This window comes from Nocardiopsis sp. NPDC050513 (genome assembly GCF_044457925.1).
GTDB lineage: Bacteria > Actinomycetota > Actinomycetes > Streptosporangiales > Streptosporangiaceae > Nocardiopsis.
In genome coordinates this window covers 72839-89145 of the sequence record NZ_JBITHK010000010.1, presented here as the reverse complement: position 1 = coordinate 89145, position 16307 = coordinate 72839, and the positions used below count along the sequence as shown (strand labels likewise).

The window sequence follows — 16307 nt, the reverse complement described above, 5'->3', positions numbered from 1 at the left end:
GTCGGCGCATCCGCTTTCCGGCCTTGTCCCCTAAGGTGTTAGCTAATAACATGTTAGCCACTAACATCTTGGAGGGCGGATGTCGGACTGGCGGGCGGACAAGCGGGCGCGGACCCGGGCGAGGATCCAGGAGACCGCCCTGGACCTGTTCGCGAGGCACGGCTACGACCAGGTCACCGTGGAGCGCGTCGCCGCCGCCGCGGGGGTCTCCCACACGACGTTCTTCCGGTACTTCCCCACCAAGGAGGACGTCGTCCTGCGCGACGACTACGACCCGCTGATCGCGCGGTACGTCGCCGCCAGGACCGAGGCCGACCCGGTCGACCGCGTCCGCCTGGGCCTCGCCGAGGCCTTCACCCACCTCGACACGGCCGCGCTGGAGACCGCCCGCGACCGCACGCACCTGATGCTCTCGGCGCCGAGCCTGCGCGCCCGCGTCTGGGAGAACCAGGTCGCCACCCAACGGCTCCTGGAGGAGGTCCTGCACGGGTCGACGCCCGGGCCCGTCCCCCTGGCGACCCGTGCCATCGCGGCCGCCTGCACGGCCGTGCTCACCACGACCGTCACCACCTGGGCCGAGGACGGCCCCACCGAAGCCCTCCCCAGCATGGTCGACGAAGCCCTCGCGGCCCTGCGCCCTCCCACGCCCTGACCGGGGCAGAAAGGCGGCAGCCGTGAGCGCGATCCACGTGCGCGGCCTCACCGTCCGCTACCGCGGGGCGTCCGCCCCCGCCGTGGACGGCATGGACTTCACCGTCGAACGGGGCGAGGTCTTCGGCCTCCTCGGCCCCTCCGGAGCCGGGAAGTCCACCGTCCACCGGGTCCTGACCCGGCGGATCCGCCGGTTCGGCGGAACCGTCGACGTCCTCGGAGCCCCCGTGGGCCGGGGCCGCGACCGGGACTTCTTCGAGCGGATCGGCGTCGCCTTCGAACTCCCCGCGCGCCTGCCCGCCCTGACCGCCCGGGAGGACCTCGCCGTCGTCGCCGCCCTGTACCGCGGGCCGACGGAGGACCCCGGGGAACTCCTGGAACTGCTGGACCTGGCCGAGGCCGCCGACCGCAGGACCGCCGAGTACTCCAAGGGCATGCTCGTCCGCCTCAACCTGGCCCGGGCACTGGTCAACCGGCCCGACCTGCTCCTGGCGGACGAACCCACCAGCGGACTGGACCCGGTCCGGGCCGAACGCGTCCGCGAGGTGCTGAGGGACCGGGCCCGCCAGGGGACCACGGTCCTCGTCACCACGCACGACATGCTCACCGCCGAACGCGTCTGCGACCGGATCGCCTTCGTCGTCGACGGACGCATCGCCGCCGTGGACAGTCCCCGGCGGCTGCGGCTCGCGCACGGGAACCCGGGCGTCGTCGTGGAGTTTCGCAGGAACGGGCGGCTGGAGCGCCGGGAACTGCCGCTGGAGGGCCTGGCCGAACCGCTGGGGATCGCCGGGGCGCACGTGGAGACCGTGCACAGCCGCGAGGCCGCGCTCGACGACGTCTTCGCCCGCGTCACCGGTCGGCGGATGGGACGGGAGCCGTGACCGGCGCACTCCGGCGGCCCCGGGCCGCGCTGGCCCTGGAGGCGCGCACCCACACCAGGCAGGGCACGGCGGTCGCGGTCGCGGCACTGGCGCTGGTGTGGGCCGCCGTCGTGCTCGCGCTCCCCGAGGCGCCGGGCCGCACGGTCGCCGGGCTGCTGCTGTTCCTGGACACCGCCGGGTTCGGCGTGCTGTTCGTCGCGGTCCTCATGCTCGGCGAGCGCACCAGCGGGGCGTGGGCGGCGCTGGCGGTGAGCCCCTTGGGCGCGGGGGAGTACCTGGCCGCCCGGCTGGTGGCGTTCACCGTGCTCGGAGCGGTGGCGGCGGTGCCGATCACGGCCGCGGCGCGTCCCGTCGGCGGCCTCGCCGGCGCGGTCGTGGCCGTCGCGGGCACGGCCCTGCTCGCCGCGCTGCTGTGCGCGGTGTCGGTGGCCGCGTGCGCGTCCGCGCGGAACCTCGCCGACCTGATGGTCGCCGTGCCCCTGTGCCTGGGGCCGCTGCTGGCCCCGCCGCTGCTGGTGGCAGTGGGCGTGGCCGACCATCCGCTCCTGTACGCCGTGCCGACCACGGCCGCCCACACGGTGGTGCGCTGGGGGCTGGACCCGGGAGCCGTGTCCCTGTCGGGAACGGCGGTCCCGGCGCTGGCCGCGGTCGCCGCGCTCGCGACGGCCGGGGCCTGCCTGTGGGCACGGCGGGCCCTGGTACGGGCGCGCACGGTCGAGGGGGCCCGGCCGCCGTGGAGCCGTGCCCGCGGGGATGCGCGCCGTGCCCGCGGTCCCCGGGCGAGGGGGCGCCCCGCGCGGGTGCTCGCGTGGGCGGACCTGCGCGGCGCGGCCTCCGACGGCATGGTGTGGGCGCTGCTGGCCGGGCCGGTCGTGGTGGCCCTGGGGCTGCGCGCGGGCCTGCCGCTCGTGTCGCGTGTTCCGCTGCTGGCCGGTGCCGACGTGGCGGCGTGGCGGCCGGTGCTCCTGGCGGCCCTGGTCCTGCTGCACGTGCCGATGATGGCCGGGTCGGTGGTGGCGTTGCGCGCGGTCGAGGACCGGGAACGGGGCACGCTGGCCCTGTGGGCGGCCTCCCCGCTGGGGACGGGCGCCTACCTCACCTGCCGCGCCGCGGCCGCCGCCGGGCTGACGGCGGTGCAGCTCGCGGTCGCGCTGCCGCTCAGCGGGCTGGTCGACGGCGGTGCGCGGTCGGTGGTCGGCGCGGTTCCGGCCGCGGGACTCCTGGCCGCCGCCCTGGCGCTGGCGGTGGTGGCGACCGCCCGGGACCGGGTGCGCGCCCTGGTCGTGCTCAAGGGCGCGGGCGTGCTCTTCGTCCTGGCGCCCGTGGCGGTCTGGGTGCTCCCCCAGCCCTGGGCCTGGTCCCTGCTGCCGCTGCCGGTGACCTGGCCGCTGGCGGCCCTGCCCGCCTACGGTCTTGCGCCGGCCGTGCCCGGCGGGCTGTGCGCGACCGCGGCGGGCGTGCTGCTGGTCGCGGGCGCGTGGCGGTGGGCGCGCGCGGCGGTCGACGGTTGACGGGCGCTCAGCCCCGGTCCGGCGGGGCCCCGGACAGGGCGGCCTCGTCCACGCGCACCAGGGCCACCAGGGGTACGACCATGAGCAGCGCCATGGCCGCGAACACCGCGCGCAGCCCCACGAGTTCGGCGAGCAGACCGCCGAGAGCCGCGCCCACGGGCATGGTGCCCCAGGCGACCAGCCGGTAGGCGCTGTTGACCCGGCCCAGCAGGCCGTCCGGCGTGACACGCTGGCGCAGCGACACCGTCACCACGTTCCACACGGCGATGCTCGCGCCCCCGACGAGGAACCCCGCGCCCACCAGGAACGGGTCCGACGTCAGGGCGGGCACGCCCACGAGCGCGCCGAAGCCCGCGACGGACAGGCGCAGCGCCCAGGCCCGGCCGAGCAGCCCCTCCACGCGGTCGGCCGTCAGCGAGCCGACGAGACTCCCTGCCGCCGTGGCGGTCAGCAGCAGACCGTAGGCGGGCTCGGTCAGGCCCATCGGGGAGTCGGGGCCGACCGCGAACAGCACGAAGACCGCGAACGCGGCGCTGGTGGCCAGGTTGGACACGCCCACCAGCACCGCGAACACACGCAGCAGGCGGTGCCGCCACAGGAAGCGCAGCCCCTCGGCGATGTCGGCCCGCAGGGTCGTGCGGGCGCGGCGTTCGACCCGGAACCGGCCGCGCACGAGCAGCAGCGCGCCCACGGCCGCGAGCCAGAGCGCTGCGGGGACGGCGAACGCCGACGCCACGCCCAGCGCCACCAGCAGGCCGCCCAGCGGAGGGCCGACGAACTGGTGGGCGGTGAGTTCGACCGCGTGCAGGCTCCCGTTGGCGCGGGAGAGCCGATGACGTGGGACCACCTGCGGCAGGATCGACTGGGCGGATGTGTCGTACACGGTCTCGGCGGCGCCCACGCAGAACGCCAGGGCGTACAGCACCGCGATCGATCCGGTGTCCAGGGCCAGCAGCGCGGCCAGGAGGCCCAGGAGCGTCGCGCGCGCGACGTTGGCGCCGAGCATGGCGGCGCGCCGGTCGACGCGGTCGGCGAGCGCCCCGGCGGGCAGGGCCAGCAGCAGCCAGGGCAGGCCCAGCGCGAGGGTCACGCCCGCGACGAGCGCGGGTGCGTCGGTGTGGGCCAGGGCGGCCAGCGGCAGGGCGGTCTTGAGCACGCCGTCGGCCAGGTTGGACAGCCCGGACGAGGTCAGCAGGAAGCCGAAGCGCGCGCTCGGGACCGGCGACGCCGTACCGGGGGCCGGGTCCGGTCGCAGGGGGGTGTCATCGGACATGCGTCGAGAATGACTGATCGATTGATAAAACTCAATCGCCGTGCTGGACGGAGCTCCCGCCCCCGCCGCCGTTCGTTAGGCTGTCGCCATGGCTGAGCTGGAGAACGGGAACGGCCCGGTTCCCGCGGGGAGGCGTCGGCGGCGTCCGGCGACCGTCCGCGAGGCCAAGGCCCTGGCGCACCCGCTGCGCGTGCGGATCCTGCGGCTGTGCCTGCACCGCGAGCTGACCAACAAGGAGCTCGCCGACCGGCTCGGCACCACCCCGGGCACGGTGCTCTACCACGTCCGCCAGCTGGTCGACGCGGGCCTGCTCGTCGCCGCGCCCGTGCGCACCGGCGCCAGCGGCGCGCTGGAGAAACCCTACCGGTCCACGGGCGAGACCTGGTGGCTCTCGCTCTCCGACACCGAGGACGAGTCCGGCGGCGCGCCCGCCACCGCGCCCCTGGCCGCCTTCCAGGAGGAGTTGGACGAGGCCGGACCGGAGTCGGTGCGCGCGTTCGCCCGGTTCGTCCTACACCTGTCCGACGAGGACGTCGCCGAGCTGGACCGGCGCATCGTCGCCGTCCTGGACGAGTTCGTCGCCACCGACGACGAGCGCCGCGACCGGCCCCCGTACGCCGGGATGTTCGTTCTGCACCGGCCCGCCGAGTCCTGACCCGCGGCCGTCCGGCGCGAGCGCCTCAGTCCGTCCCGGACCGGGAGCGCCGGGCGTAGGCGCGGGCCGCGCGGGCGCGGTCGCCGCACCGGGTCGAGCACCAGTGCCGGCGGCCGTGCCGGACCAGGTACCGGTTGCAGGGGCTCGAACCGCAGGCGGTGAGGCGTTCGGCGTCCGGACTCGTGAGCAGGGCGGCGGCGTCGGCGGCGAGGGTCGCCAGGGCGTGGTCGAGGATCTGGTTGGTGGGGTGGGGGGTGGCGCGGTAGGGGCCCGTGCTGTCGTCCCACAGCAGCAGAGGCGCGGTGGGGACACGGGTCAGCGCGTCGTTGACGGCGCTCAGCGCGATGGGCAGGGCGGGCAGTCCGTCGGTGCGCGAGGCGAACAGCGCCCTGATCTGCTCACGGAGCGAGCGCAGCTGCGACGCGCACATCTCCCGCATGTCGGTGTCCACCGGGGCCAGGTCGCGCTCGACCATCCACTGCTTCGCCGCCGGGACGGTGCCCAGGAGGTCGATGAAGCGCCCGCCCGGAAGTGCGATGACGGTGTTGACGAGGGCGAGGGAGCGGTACTGCTCCTCGCCCGGTGCGGGCGGCACCTCGGGCATGGCGGTGGTGTCTTCCATGGGTGTCATGGTACGACGTTCGACCAAACGTGATTCTCACGTTTGCACTTGCCAACAACCGTGAGACTCATCTACGCTCTCATCACGGTTAACAAGACCACTATCCGTGAGGAGCTTCCTCCATGTCCTCGTCCTCCACGACGACCGCCCGCGTTCCCGTCCGCGTCTTCGGCGGTCCGACCGCCCTGTTCGAGTACGGCGGCCTGCGCTTCCTGACCGACCCGACCTTCGACGACCCCGGCGACTACCCGACCCCGGCCGGTATGACCCTCACCAAGACCGCACCCGCCCCGGGCGCGCCCGCCGACCTCGGCCGCGTGGACGTGGTGCTGCTCTCCCACGACGAGCACATCGACAACCTCGACGTCTCCGGTCGCGCCCTGCTCGCCGACATCCCGCTCACCCTCACCACCACCGGCGGCGGTGAGCGCCTCGGGGCGAAGGCCACGGGTCTGGCGGACTGGGAGCCGGTCGAGCTGGAGCGCCCCGGCGGCGGCACGGTCACGGTGACCGCTGTCCCGGCCGTGCACGGCCCGGCTCCGCGCGAGGAGGTCGAACCGATCGTCGGGCAGGTCGTCGGCTTCGTCCTGACCGGAGAGGGACTGCCCACCGTCTACGTCAGCGGCGACAACGCCTCCCTCGACCGGGTCCGCGAGATCGCCGAGCGGTTCGCCCCGGTCGACACCGTCGTGCTGTTCGCGGGCGCTCCCCGGTCCGACGTCCTCTTCGGCGGCGGGACCCTCGTCCTCGACAGCGCCCAGGCCGCCGAGGCGAGCCGCATCCTCGGCGCCCGACAGGTGGTGCCGGTCCACTACGAGGGCTGGGCCCACTTCACGGAGGGCCGTGCGGACCTGGAGGTCGCCTTCGAGAAGGCCGGACTGGCCGACCGGCTGGACTGGGGCACCCGCGGCTGACCCCGCCGGGACCGAGACGCCGCCCGCCGCGGCGGGCGCGGTCTCGGCCGTGCTCCCGGCCGCCGGGGGCTCACCGCACGGACTGCGGTGTGCGCGCCTCCGCCAGGCGTCGGCGCGCCTCGGCCACGGCCTCGCGCCGGGCCGGGGCGGGCGCCGGTGGATGCGGCGGCGGCGCGGACGGTCGGCGCTTTCCCCGGTCGAGCGAGGCGCGCGCACGCTCCAGCAGCGCGGGGTCGATCGCCACGTCCTCCACCGGCGGTTCCGGCGGTGGAGGCTTGGCCGGCGCGGGCGGGTGCATCAGCTCGCCGGGGACCGTGCGGCAGGGGCGCTCGCACAGACGGCACGTGCCGCCGGGGACGTTGCGGATCGCGGGGTGGTCGGGGCACGTGCGGGGCGCGGTCCCGGCCGCGTCCACCAGGAACTCCGGCGGCCGGGCGAAGGGGTCGGGGTGGTCCCCGGACCGGGGGAGGGGGACGCCCGCGAACGGGGAGGGCGGGTTCCCGCGGACGCCGCGCCCGAGCCGCCCGTCGAGGAAGGCTCGCGCGTCCTCGGGGCTGCCGAGGCGGCGCAGGAGCGCGGGGAAGGGACGGCGGGCTGTGGTGGCGTCCCTGAGCACGGCGGCGAGTTCGTCGGCCGCCAGGCCCTCGTCGAGGACCTTGCGGGCCGCGCGGTCCAGAGCCGCCCGGTCGGCGGCCGGGTTGCCCAGCGCCGCGTCGGGGATGCGCGCGATCTGGGGCAGCGCCGGTTCCTCGGGCACCGGCCCCCGGACGGACGGAGAAGGGTCGCTGGGGTAGGGGTGGTTGGGGTAAAGGTCTGTGTGTCGATCTGACGTGTCGGGCACGTCAGTCTGAACGCGCGGGGTGTCGATCTGACCTGTCGTCCGCCCCCGCGGATAGGGGCGGGTGGCCGCGTCGACGGGATCCTCCGCCAGGCGCGCGCGAACGTCGTTGATCTCCGCCAGCGTCGGTTCGGCGAACACGCTGGCGGGGATCAGCAGTTCCAGGACCTCGGGGAGCCGGTCCGCCGACCGGGTGCCGGCGGCCAGGTCCTCAGCGAAGAAGGCACGCACCTGGGACCGCGACAGTCGTCGGATGAGTCCGGCGTCGACGAGGTCGTCCAGGGCGCGCCCGACCGTGGACCGGCTCGCCATCCCTCCGCAGCGCACCACGAGGGACTCACGGGTCAGGAAGCACCAGCGGCCGTCGGCGTCCACCGCGTTGGCGATGGCGATGGCGACCGGGAGCGCGCGGCGGCCGGGGATCAGACCCTCGTGCATGGCGCGCGAGATCCACAGCAGCGGAATGAACCCGACGCCGCGCATGACGCCCAGGTCGCGCTTGCGGGGGCCGAGGGGCACGGTCGAATCCGGGGATTCGGCACGGGGGGTGGGGCAGGGGAGAGTAGACTGCATCGCAGCCGCCTTCCTGGTTGTGCAGGACAGGTGGTCAGAGCCCGGATCGGTGTTGGTAGCACCGACCGGGCTTGTTCGTTTCTGGGGTTTGGCCTCGGTAACCGGGCAGGGGGCAGTAGACTGCACGGCAGTCGCCTTCCTGAGGGATAGACAGGACAGGTGGTCAGAGCCCGGGATCGGTGTTGGTAGCGCCGACCGGGCTCGAATTCTTTTCGGGACACAACGTAGCGGTCCGAACACGGGTTCGGGCGGTTTCGGGAGAAGTCCGTTCCGCTCACCCCGGAAACGGTGTCGGGAATCGCGTGCGCCACGGCATGTGCCAGGTTCGTCCCGTCCGCGCGCCCCGGTTTCGGTCCTGCCGTAGCTCGGATACGGGCGCGGGTCAGAACCGCAGCCAGGTCCCCGCCAGCCCCTGCTGCCCCTCACCGGGCGCCGACCAGTCGCACACCCCGTCCGCGAACACCCGCGCCGCGCGCTCGGCCTGCTCCGGCGTGAACTCGACCGGGTGCGCGTCGGCGTCGAAGGGCACCCGGCGGCACCGGATCACGTCCGAGGCCACCGGCGCGCCCGCGACCATGCGCGGCGAGGAGTGCGTCGGGAAGGCCTCGGCGCACGTGTCGCCGCTGCCGGTTCCCAGGGGCAGCTGCTCGGCGACCACCCGCCGCCGGGGCCCGTCCCCCACCCAGCACGCGTCGGTCAGCCACGCGGGCCGCGCGGCGCGGACGTGGTCCATGGCGGGCCGGTCCGGGGCGCGCCGACGCCGCTCCAGAACCCCCGTCGCCCAGGCGTCCAGCTCCCTCAGCGCCCGACCGGCCACCGGGGCCGACGCCGAGAACCCGCCCGACCCCCGCTCCTCGACCAGCATCACGTGGTTGTCGACGGCGCCGTTGGCCGCGCGCAGCCGCTCGCGGGTGGCGAACGAGTGGTAGCGCATGTGCACGTCCCCGCCCGGGGAGTCGTCGGTGTAGGTGCGGTGGTCCACGATCGGGATGCGCGACAGCCCCCCGCCGCCGTTGAGCAGTCGACCGGTGCGGTAGGCGGCCTCGGTCGCGGCGGGATCGGCCCCGGTCCGCGCGGCCACCACGTGACCGTCGGCGTCGAGCCCGCCGACGTGCTCGTTCAGGTGCAGGAACTCGTCGACGCCGATCGTCCCGTCCAGCAGCGCCCCGAGCCCGTACTGCACGCCGACGTTGTCCAGCGGACGCCGGGGCAGGCCGGTGTCCGGGTCGGCGCCGTACACGTTGACCGTGTGGGCGAACAGCTCGCAGCGGGCGCCGCGGGGGTTGCGCCCGGGGTGGTAGCGCAGTTCCTCGGGCACCTCCGCCCGGCACACGCCCCGGGGATCGATCCGCACCGCCTCCCTGGCCATGCGCCTGAGGCTCCGCCACGTCGGGAACCCCGAGACCGCCAGCCGCTGGTCGCGGGTGAGCGCGTCGGGATGTGTGCTGGCGTAGGCGTCGAGCAGCAGCGCGTCGGCCGCGGCCGGGACGAGCGAGGTCAGTGCGTCGGGGAAGCTCTGGGAGACCACGACGCCGTCCAGCAGCCCCGGATAGTTGTCGGCGATCTGGTGGGCCTGGTACGCGCCGCCGGAGGACCCCCAGCCGAGTGTGAGGTCGGGGGAGCCGTGGGCCAGGACGAAGCGCTCGCGGACCGCCGCCATGGTCTCGGCGGCGAGCAGGTCGTTGCAGTTGAACCCGAACACGTTGAGCGTGGCGGAGGCGACCGCGTACCCCTGGGAGAGCATCCCGGCGTCGAGCACCCCGGCCGTGCGCGTGCCCTGCACGAACCAGCCGCCCTTGCAGCCGCCGCCGAACTTGTACACCAGCCGCCGGTTCCAGCCCTCGGGCGCGTGCCACGGGTCGGGCCCGTCGGCGCCCGGGGTGAACAGCACCGCCGTCTCGTAGATCGCCCGGTTGGCGGTCCCGGTCTCCACCCGCACCGTGAAGGGCACCTCGGCGCCTGTGGAGGTGGCGGTCCGCGCGGCGTCGCCGGGGACGCGGTCGGGGTCGGGCATCGCGGCCCACGCGCCACCCGTGGTCCGGTACATGTGCCGGACCACGGCGGGGGCCGAACAGTCCCCGTCGAGAGGGGGGCCGAGTGTTCCGCCGCCGTGCAGGCCGAAGTCGTCGGTGCCGCACGCGAACGGCGTCTCGTGCGGCCCGGAGAACACCGGTCCCGACGCCGGGTGGTTGGTGACCGCGAGCCGCGTCCGCCGTCCGCGCAGCGCCGCCACCAGGGTGGCGCGCCCGTCGGGCAGGTCGGCGACCACACCCTCCAGAGCGGGGCCGGCGCCCTCCAGGTGCACCGTCGCGAGGGCGTCGGTGACGTCCCGGCCGTCGACCGTCAGCCGGGCCCGGCCGGGGTCGGCGCCGGACGGCAGGCCGACCCGGACCAGGGCGGTGCCGCCCATGACCGCGTCGGCCCGGGAGGAGAGCACCTGCAGCGTCGGCCGACCCGCTCTGTCCGGGGCGGGCGGCGGGACCGCGGGGGCCGCGGACGGGGGCAGGACGGCGGCGGAGGCCTCGAAGGCGGTCTGGGAGGTGGGCGGGGCCCCGGAGACGGTGAACACGGCGGCGCAGAGGGCGGCTCCGGCGCCGACGAGGGCGCGTCTGCAGCGCGGTGTCACCACGGGCGCTCTGGGGCCGGTTCGGTCGCGGGTGCCGCGGCCGGGGGCCGCTGGGGATCGCTCACGCACGCCCCGATCGTGTCCACCCGGTCAACCCGGGCGGAGGGAACACACCGGGGATGAGACGGGCTTTGCACTCCCATGACGCCTCGGATACCCCGAACCGGGGCGAATCGAACACCGCGCCCCGCGGTGCGCACGCGGACACCGGCCCCCGGACCGCCGGAGGCCGGTCAGCGCCGGTGTCGGCGGTGCGCCGGCGGAGTCCGGTCAGGCGACCGTCACGACCTGGCGATCCTTCGCCCGCTGACCCGGGCCGGGGTGATCTTCAGGACCTGGTCGCGCGGCCCGGCCGCCCACGGCTGGGGCATGCGTCCCTGCGGCAGCCGGGAGAGCTCCCCGGGGTCGCGGACCCACCGGCACCGGCCGGAGGTCAGCACGCTCCACCCCTCGCGGCGCTCCTCGTCGAAGCGGTCGACCTGGAACGAGGCGTATCCGCGCCCGTGGCGCATGATGGTCCCGGCCAGTGTCGACCGGAACACGATCGTGTCGCCCGTCATGAGGTAGTTCACCGGCAGGACCGTCGGCGCGGCGTCGCCTTCGATGGTGAAGGCCACGCGGCCGATGTTGTGCGAGGCCAGCAGGTTGAAGCAGGTCTGCCGCTCCAGGACGGTGAAGCTGGCCTTGGCGTCGCCCTCGGCGAGGTCGGCTCCCGTCAGGAGCTCGTCCGCCTCTCCGAGCCGGGCCGTCCCCTCCATGATGTCGGTGGCCTGGCGCTGCTCCGGCGGGGAGGTCGGCGTCGTGGCCGCCCCCCGACCCCGGGAATCCGCGCCCGCCCCGCGTGTTCCTTCCATCACGAGCCCCCTGAGATGGTGCCTTCGGCTCCTCCTCCGCCGTGCGCGCCGGTCGGAGCCCGAAGGCGCGGCTCCACGGTGGTGACGGCGAAGGCCCCCACTGACCGCGTACCCGGTCGGACGCCCGGCCCAAACGGAGGGCGGGCGTCCTTCCCGGGGCGCGGCCCGTGGGGGCCCGGGAGCGGCGGACGGACCGGGGCGCGGTTCAGCGGCGGGCGCGGCCGGTCACACCGGCGGGGATCTCGTCCAGGGAGTCGTCCTTGGTCTCCCGGCTGATCAGCAGGGCCGTCAGGGTGAGCGCGCCGACGAGCACCAGGTAGCCGCCCACCCAGTTCAGACCGAACGTGCTGGCCAGCCACGTGGCGATGTAGGGGGCGAACGAGGCGCCGAGCAGACCGGCCAGGTTGTAGGCGACCGACGCGCCGGTGTAGCGGACGTTGGTCGGGAACAGCTCCGGGAGCTGGGCGGCCATGGGTCCGAAGGTCAGCCCCATGAGGGACAGGCCGATGATGAGGAAGGCCATCACGCCGACCGTGCCGCCGCTGCCCATGAGCGGGCCCATCAGGAAGCCGAAGACGATGATCGCCGCGGTCACGGTGATGAGCGTGGGGCGCCGTCCGAACCGGTCGGCGATGATCCCGGCGATCGGGGTGAAGATCGCGAAGAACACCACGCCGACCAGCAGGAACACCAGGAACTGGGATCGCTCGTAGCCCAGGCCGTTCTCCGGGTCGGTGCCGAAGCCCAGGGAGAACACGGTCATGAGGTAGAAGAGCACGTAGGTGGCGACCATGATGAGCGTGCCCAGGACGACCGCAGGCCAGTTGCCGCGGAACACCTCGAGCATCGGCGTCTTGACCCGCTCGCCCGCGGCGACCACCTTGGCGAAGGCCGGGGTCTCGTGCAGCGTCAGGCGCACCCACAGTCCGACGACGATCAGGACCGTCGACAGCAGGAACGGCAGGCGCCAGCCCCAGGCCATGAACGCCTCGTCGCTCATGGTCCCGGTGATGGTCAGGAACACGCCGTTGGCCAGGAAGAAGCCGATCGGCGCGCCCAGTTGCGGGAAGGAGCCGTAGAAGGCCCGCTTGGCGCGGGGCGCGTTCTCGGTGGCGAGCAGGGCGGCCCCGCCCCACTCGCCGCCCAGGCCCAGCCCCTGGCCGAACCGGCACACGGCCAGCAGCAGCGGCGCGACCACGCCCGCCTGCGCGTACGTGGGCAGCACGCCGATGGCGACGGTCGCCACGCCCATGGTCAGCAGCGAGGCGACGAGGGTGGCCTTGCGGCCGACGCGGTCACCGAAGTGGCCGAACACCCACGAGCCGATGGGGCGCGCGACGAACGCGATCGCGAACGTGGCCAGGGACTGCAGCCGGGCGGCCATCATGTCGCCCTCGGGGAAGAACAGCGCGGGGAAGACCAGGACGGCGGCGGTCGCGTAGATGTAGAAGTCGTAGAACTCGATGGACGTCCCCACGAGGCTGGCCGTGAGGACCCTGCCCCGGGAGTTGGTCGGAGGGTCCTCCGGTGCGGCGCTCGGCCGGACCGGCTCCGGCGCACGCGCGTCGACGTCCGTCATCGTGTCCTCTTCCTCCGCGTCGCAGTGGTGGTGATCTGGCGGGATCCTAGCCCCGATGGACACCATGTGGAACTTTTGTCTCATGATCTGGGCAAACGGAGCATTTCGGGCCCCGATTCCGCGACGTGTGTCACAGGAGGCGGGGTCAGGGGCGTCCTCGGAGGTGACGTGGATCTCCCACCGCGATGTCACGTCCGGCGGTCGCCGCCCCGTCATGCGGGTGAAGGTCAACGCACGGATGGGAGACCCCATGACACACGAGATCCTGGTTCTCGGCGCGGGCTACGCCGGGCTCGCGGCGGCGCGCAAGATCGCCCACGACGCGCGGACACGCGCGCTGGACGTGCGCGTCACCCTGGTCAACGCCAGCTCCGACTTCGTCGAGCGGGTTCGCCTGCACGAGGTGGCCGCCGGGCGGGACGTGGGCACGCACCCGCTGTCGGAGCCGCTGGAGGGCACGGACATCGACCTGGTCGTCGGGTGGGTCGAGGGTATCGACCCGGAGGCCCGTCGGGTCTCGGTGCGCGTGGAGGGCGAGGTCCGCACCCTCACCTATGACACCCTCGTCCACGCCCTGGGCAGCTCGGAAGGCCGCAGCACCGTTCCCGGAGCCTCCGAGCACGCGCTCACCTGCGCCACGCTCGACGGTGCCCGCGCCATCGCCGCTCGGATCACCGCCGACCGGCCCGGCCGCCTCGCCGTGGTCGGAGGCGGGCACACCGGTGTCGAACTGGCCGCCGAGATCGCCGAGAGCCACCCCGGCATCCGCGTCGACCTGCTCACCCGGGGTCGGGTCGCCCCCGGAACCAGCGAGAGGGGGCGCGCCCACGTCCTGCGCGTGCTCGACCGCCTGGGTGTGACGGTCCGCGAGAACATCGACGTAGCCGAGGTGGACGCCACGGGTGTCCGTCTGGTGGACGGTGCGCGCGTGACCGCCGACCTCGTGGCCTGGACCGTCGGCTTCTCCGTCTCCCCGCTGGCTCGGGAGGCGGGACTCACCGTCGCCGACGACGGTCGTGCTCTGGTGGACATCACACAGCGCTCGGTCTCCCACCCGGACGTGTACGTGGTGGGGGACGTCGCGCACGGATCGGATCCGGGGGGTGGGGTCATGCGGATGTCCTGCGCCACGGGCCTGCCCATGGGGTGGACGGCAGCGGAGGTCATCCTCGACCGCGTCGCCGGACGCGAGCCGAGCAGGACCGCCTTCGGCTACCTGAACCTGTGCGTGAGCCTGGGACGCCGTGACGGGCTCATCCAGTTCGTCACCGCCGACGACCGCCCCCGGTCACTCGTGCTCAAGGGGCGCGTCGCCGCGCGGTACAAGGAGTTCATCGTCGCGGGCGCATACGGGGGGTTGTGCGGAAGCACGCGTACGGCCGACAGTAACTTCTCCCTGCTGCGCCGGGTGGCCCGTCGCACCGCGAAGCGGCATGCGGCCTCCGCGGCCGGAACCGCCGCGGCGGAAACCGGGGCCGTGGGAGCGGCGGGCCGCTGACCAGGGCGATCCCGCGGGGGACCTCCCCGGGGCGCCTCCGCCCGCGGAGGACGTCGCGCGTCCACGTGACGTCTCCCCGTGCCGCGGTGCGGCACGGGCGCGGGCGCGGCGCGGGCGGGCTGGCGCACCCTGGGGCCCAGAGGTCACGGAGAAGACCAGGAACCGACCCGGGGAGGGATCCGACTGCCCGCCACATCCCGTACCAGGCCCCAGTGGTGGTCCGTGCTGCGCCGCCGGACGGAAGGGCCGACCCGCTCCAGGCTGCTGGTGCTTCCCCACTCCGGCGCCGGACCCGGCTCCCTGCTCGGCGCGCTCACCTCGGTACCCGGTGACGTCGACGTCCTCGGGCTCTGCCTGCCCGGACGCGAACGCCGCTACGACGAGCCGATCGGCTGCACGCTCGCCGACGTGCTCGACGGCTTCCGCACCGAGATCAGCGGCCTGGCGCCGCTGCCCACCGTGGTCGTGGGACACAGCCTCGGCGCTCTGCTCGCCGCCCGGGTCGCCGCACTCGTGGGCCCTACCTGCCGGGCGCTGGTGGTGAGCGGGCAGGTCCCCGGGGGCGTCCAGGAGGCGCGCACGGCCGAGGACCTGCTCCGGGTGGTCGAGGCGGGGGAGGGGACCGCCGCCCGTGTGGTGCGGGACCACCGGATGCGGCGGCGCCTCCTGGACGTGTTGGACGCGGACCTGCGGCTGGGCCGGGAGGCGGCGGCGGACTTCGGCGCGGTCCGGGTGACCGTGCCGGTGCAGGTCCTCGGCGGGCGCTCCGACCGCCTGGTCCCGTCCGGCCGTCTGTCGTCCTGGGCCGACCACACCACCGGCGGATGCCGTGTCGAGCTGCTGGAGGGAGGCCACTTCGCCCTGCTCGCACCGGAGAACGCGGAGACGGTCGCCCGCGTCCTGCGGACGGCCCTGCGGCCGACTCCCTGACCGTGCGGCCCAGGGGTCCGGCCGGGGTCAACCGCGCCGCGCCGCGACGAGCCCCGCGAGGTCGTCCTCGTAGGTCAGGTAGCGGCCGGTGAGCGCGTCGGCCTCGCCCCGGACCAGCCGCAGCAGGTTGGCGAGCGCCTCGGAGACCGGTGTGTACCGGCCGGCCTCGCGCTGCGCGACGAGCCACGAGTCGACGCGGCGGCCCCATGGGTCGTCGCTGCCGCGCGTGGCGGCCCCGGCCGCCGCGAGACCGACGTCCACCAGCCCCGGGTGGTAGCTGAACGCGGTGATCCCGTGCGGCAGCAGTTCGATGGCGATGTTCTCGGTCAGATTGTTCGCCGCGGCCTTGGACACCGAGTACGCGCTGACGTACGGCCAGCGGGTGTGCCCCGCGTGGCTGGAGATCGTCACGACCCGTCCCCGGCCGCGCTCGATCATGCCCGGAAGCACCGCCCGGCAGGCCGCCAGAGCCCCGCCCAGGTTGACCTCCATGGCGTGCCACCACTCGGCCGGGTCGTTCTCCCAGGCCGGTCCGGCCGGACCGGGGACACCGGCGTTGTTGACCAGCACGTCGATCCCGCCGAGCCGCTCGGTGGCCAGACCGACGGCCTCGGCCACCTCGGCGTCGTCGGTGACGTCGGCGACGGCCGTGACGACCTCGGCGTCCCCGTCGAGACCGGCGGCCGCCCTGGGCAGCGAGTCGGCGTCCCGCGTGGTCAGAACCAGGTGCGCGCCCGCCGCGTGCAGCGCCTCGGCGATGGCCCGGCCGAGCCCGCCCGCCGACCCGGTGACCAGGACGCGCAGCCCGGCCAGGTCCGTCGTGTCTGGGGACATCACAACCTCCATGAGCGAGTGGGTGTGCGGGACCGCACCGGGAGCGCGCCGACGCGGCGCCGGTG

The 16307-nt window shown here is 74.7% G+C and carries 14 protein-coding genes; 7 read left to right on the top strand and 7 right to left on the bottom strand.

The window, feature by feature from the left end:
• Window positions 1–79: 79 nt before the first annotated feature.
• Genes ACIBFB_RS18950 through ACIBFB_RS18940 form a run of 3 tightly spaced genes read left to right on the top strand, consistent with a single transcriptional unit; the run spans window position 80 to window position 3046 of the window.
• Window positions 80–652: a TetR family transcriptional regulator gene (locus ACIBFB_RS18950; protein ID WP_397231795.1), complete on the top strand. Its 573-nt coding sequence runs from the start codon at window positions 80–82 to the stop codon at window positions 650–652.
• A gap of 22 nt (window positions 653–674) precedes the next feature.
• On the top strand, window positions 675–1535 hold the full coding sequence (locus ACIBFB_RS18945) for an ABC transporter ATP-binding protein (protein WP_397231793.1): 861 nt from the start codon (window positions 675–677) through the stop codon (window positions 1533–1535).
• Complete coding sequence (locus ACIBFB_RS18940) at window positions 1532–3046, top strand: hypothetical protein (RefSeq protein ID WP_397231791.1); 1515 nt, start codon at window positions 1532–1534, stop codon at window positions 3044–3046. Before ACIBFB_RS18945 ends, ACIBFB_RS18940 begins: the two co-directional genes overlap by 4 nt.
• Before the next feature lie 7 nt (window positions 3047–3053).
• On the opposite strand, the gene ACIBFB_RS18935 is transcribed toward ACIBFB_RS18940, so the two are convergent.
• The gene (locus ACIBFB_RS18935; RefSeq protein WP_397231789.1) at window positions 3054–4319 is read right to left on the bottom strand and encodes an MFS transporter; all 1266 of its coding nucleotides are present in this window, start codon (window positions 4317–4319) and stop codon (window positions 3054–3056) included.
• An 88-nt stretch (window positions 4320–4407) separates the two neighbouring features.
• Here ACIBFB_RS18935 and ACIBFB_RS18930 point away from each other — a divergent pair, with 88 nt between their 5' ends.
• Window positions 4408–4974, top strand: a complete 567-nt coding sequence (locus ACIBFB_RS18930; RefSeq protein ID WP_397231786.1) for an ArsR/SmtB family transcription factor — start codon at window positions 4408–4410, stop codon at window positions 4972–4974.
• Window positions 4975–4999: 25 nt separating this feature from the next.
• Here ACIBFB_RS18930 and ACIBFB_RS18925 read toward each other — a convergent pair whose 3' ends face one another.
• Complete coding sequence (locus ACIBFB_RS18925; protein WP_397231784.1) at window positions 5000–5596, bottom strand: CGNR zinc finger domain-containing protein; 597 nt, start codon at window positions 5594–5596, stop codon at window positions 5000–5002.
• 122 nt (window positions 5597–5718) lie between these two features.
• Here ACIBFB_RS18925 and ACIBFB_RS18920 point away from each other — a divergent pair, with 122 nt between their 5' ends.
• Window positions 5719–6510: an MBL fold metallo-hydrolase gene (locus ACIBFB_RS18920; protein WP_397231782.1), complete on the top strand. Its 792-nt coding sequence runs from the start codon at window positions 5719–5721 to the stop codon at window positions 6508–6510.
• 70 nt (window positions 6511–6580) lie between these two features.
• On the opposite strand, the gene ACIBFB_RS18915 is transcribed toward ACIBFB_RS18920, so the two are convergent.
• The 4 genes from ACIBFB_RS18915 to ACIBFB_RS18900 form a co-directional block, all read right to left on the bottom strand.
• On the bottom strand, window positions 6581–7867 hold the full coding sequence (locus ACIBFB_RS18915) for a hypothetical protein (protein ID WP_397231780.1): 1287 nt from the start codon (window positions 7865–7867) through the stop codon (window positions 6581–6583).
• A 436-nt stretch (window positions 7868–8303) separates the two neighbouring features.
• Window positions 8304–10616 (bottom strand): DUF6351 family protein, encoded by a 2313-nt coding sequence (locus tag ACIBFB_RS18910; RefSeq protein WP_397231778.1) that lies wholly within the window; start codon window positions 10614–10616, stop codon window positions 8304–8306.
• A 212-nt stretch (window positions 10617–10828) separates the two neighbouring features.
• Complete coding sequence (locus ACIBFB_RS18905) at window positions 10829–11401, bottom strand: pyridoxamine 5'-phosphate oxidase family protein (protein ID WP_397231776.1); 573 nt, start codon at window positions 11399–11401, stop codon at window positions 10829–10831.
• A gap of 205 nt (window positions 11402–11606) precedes the next feature.
• Window positions 11607–12980, bottom strand: a complete 1374-nt coding sequence (locus ACIBFB_RS18900) for an MFS transporter (RefSeq protein WP_397231774.1) — start codon at window positions 12978–12980, stop codon at window positions 11607–11609.
• 250 nt (window positions 12981–13230) lie between these two features.
• Here ACIBFB_RS18900 and ACIBFB_RS18895 point away from each other — a divergent pair, with 250 nt between their 5' ends.
• Together ACIBFB_RS18895 and ACIBFB_RS18890 are read left to right on the top strand one after the other, a co-directional pair.
• Entirely contained in the window at window positions 13231–14478 is a 1248-nt protein-coding gene (locus ACIBFB_RS18895; protein ID WP_397231772.1) for an NAD(P)/FAD-dependent oxidoreductase, read from the top strand.
• A gap of 222 nt (window positions 14479–14700) precedes the next feature.
• A complete protein-coding gene (locus ACIBFB_RS18890) occupies window positions 14701–15408 on the top strand; it encodes a thioesterase II family protein (RefSeq protein WP_397231770.1) in 708 nt (235 codons plus the stop codon).
• A 27-nt stretch (window positions 15409–15435) separates the two neighbouring features.
• Here ACIBFB_RS18890 and ACIBFB_RS18885 read toward each other — a convergent pair whose 3' ends face one another.
• Entirely contained in the window at window positions 15436–16242 is an 807-nt protein-coding gene (locus tag ACIBFB_RS18885; protein ID WP_397231768.1) for an SDR family oxidoreductase, read from the bottom strand.
• Window positions 16243–16307: the final 65 nt, after the last annotated feature.

Bases quoted from the DNA above. Each gene is read 5' to 3' on its own strand.
- ACIBFB_RS18950 (WP_397231795.1), top strand. From the start codon at position 80: ATGTCGGACTGGCGGGCGGACAAGCGGGCGCGGACCCGGGCGAGGATC.
- ACIBFB_RS18935 (WP_397231789.1), bottom strand. From the start codon at position 4,319: ATGTCCGATGACACCCCCCTGCGACCGGACCCGGCCCCCGGTACGGCG.
- ACIBFB_RS18930 (WP_397231786.1), top strand. From the start codon at position 4,408: ATGGCTGAGCTGGAGAACGGGAACGGCCCGGTTCCCGCGGGGAGGCGT.
- ACIBFB_RS18925 (WP_397231784.1), bottom strand. From the start codon at position 5,596: ATGGAAGACACCACCGCCATGCCCGAGGTGCCGCCCGCACCGGGCGAG.
- ACIBFB_RS18920 (WP_397231782.1), top strand. From the start codon at position 5,719: ATGTCCTCGTCCTCCACGACGACCGCCCGCGTTCCCGTCCGCGTCTTC.
- ACIBFB_RS18905 (WP_397231776.1), bottom strand. From the start codon at position 11,401: ATGGAAGGAACACGCGGGGCGGGCGCGGATTCCCGGGGTCGGGGGGCG.
- ACIBFB_RS18900 (WP_397231774.1), bottom strand. From the start codon at position 12,980: ATGACGGACGTCGACGCGCGTGCGCCGGAGCCGGTCCGGCCGAGCGCC.
- ACIBFB_RS18895 (WP_397231772.1), top strand. From the start codon at position 13,231: ATGACACACGAGATCCTGGTTCTCGGCGCGGGCTACGCCGGGCTCGCG.
- ACIBFB_RS18885 (WP_397231768.1), bottom strand. From the start codon at position 16,242: ATGTCCCCAGACACGACGGACCTGGCCGGGCTGCGCGTCCTGGTCACC.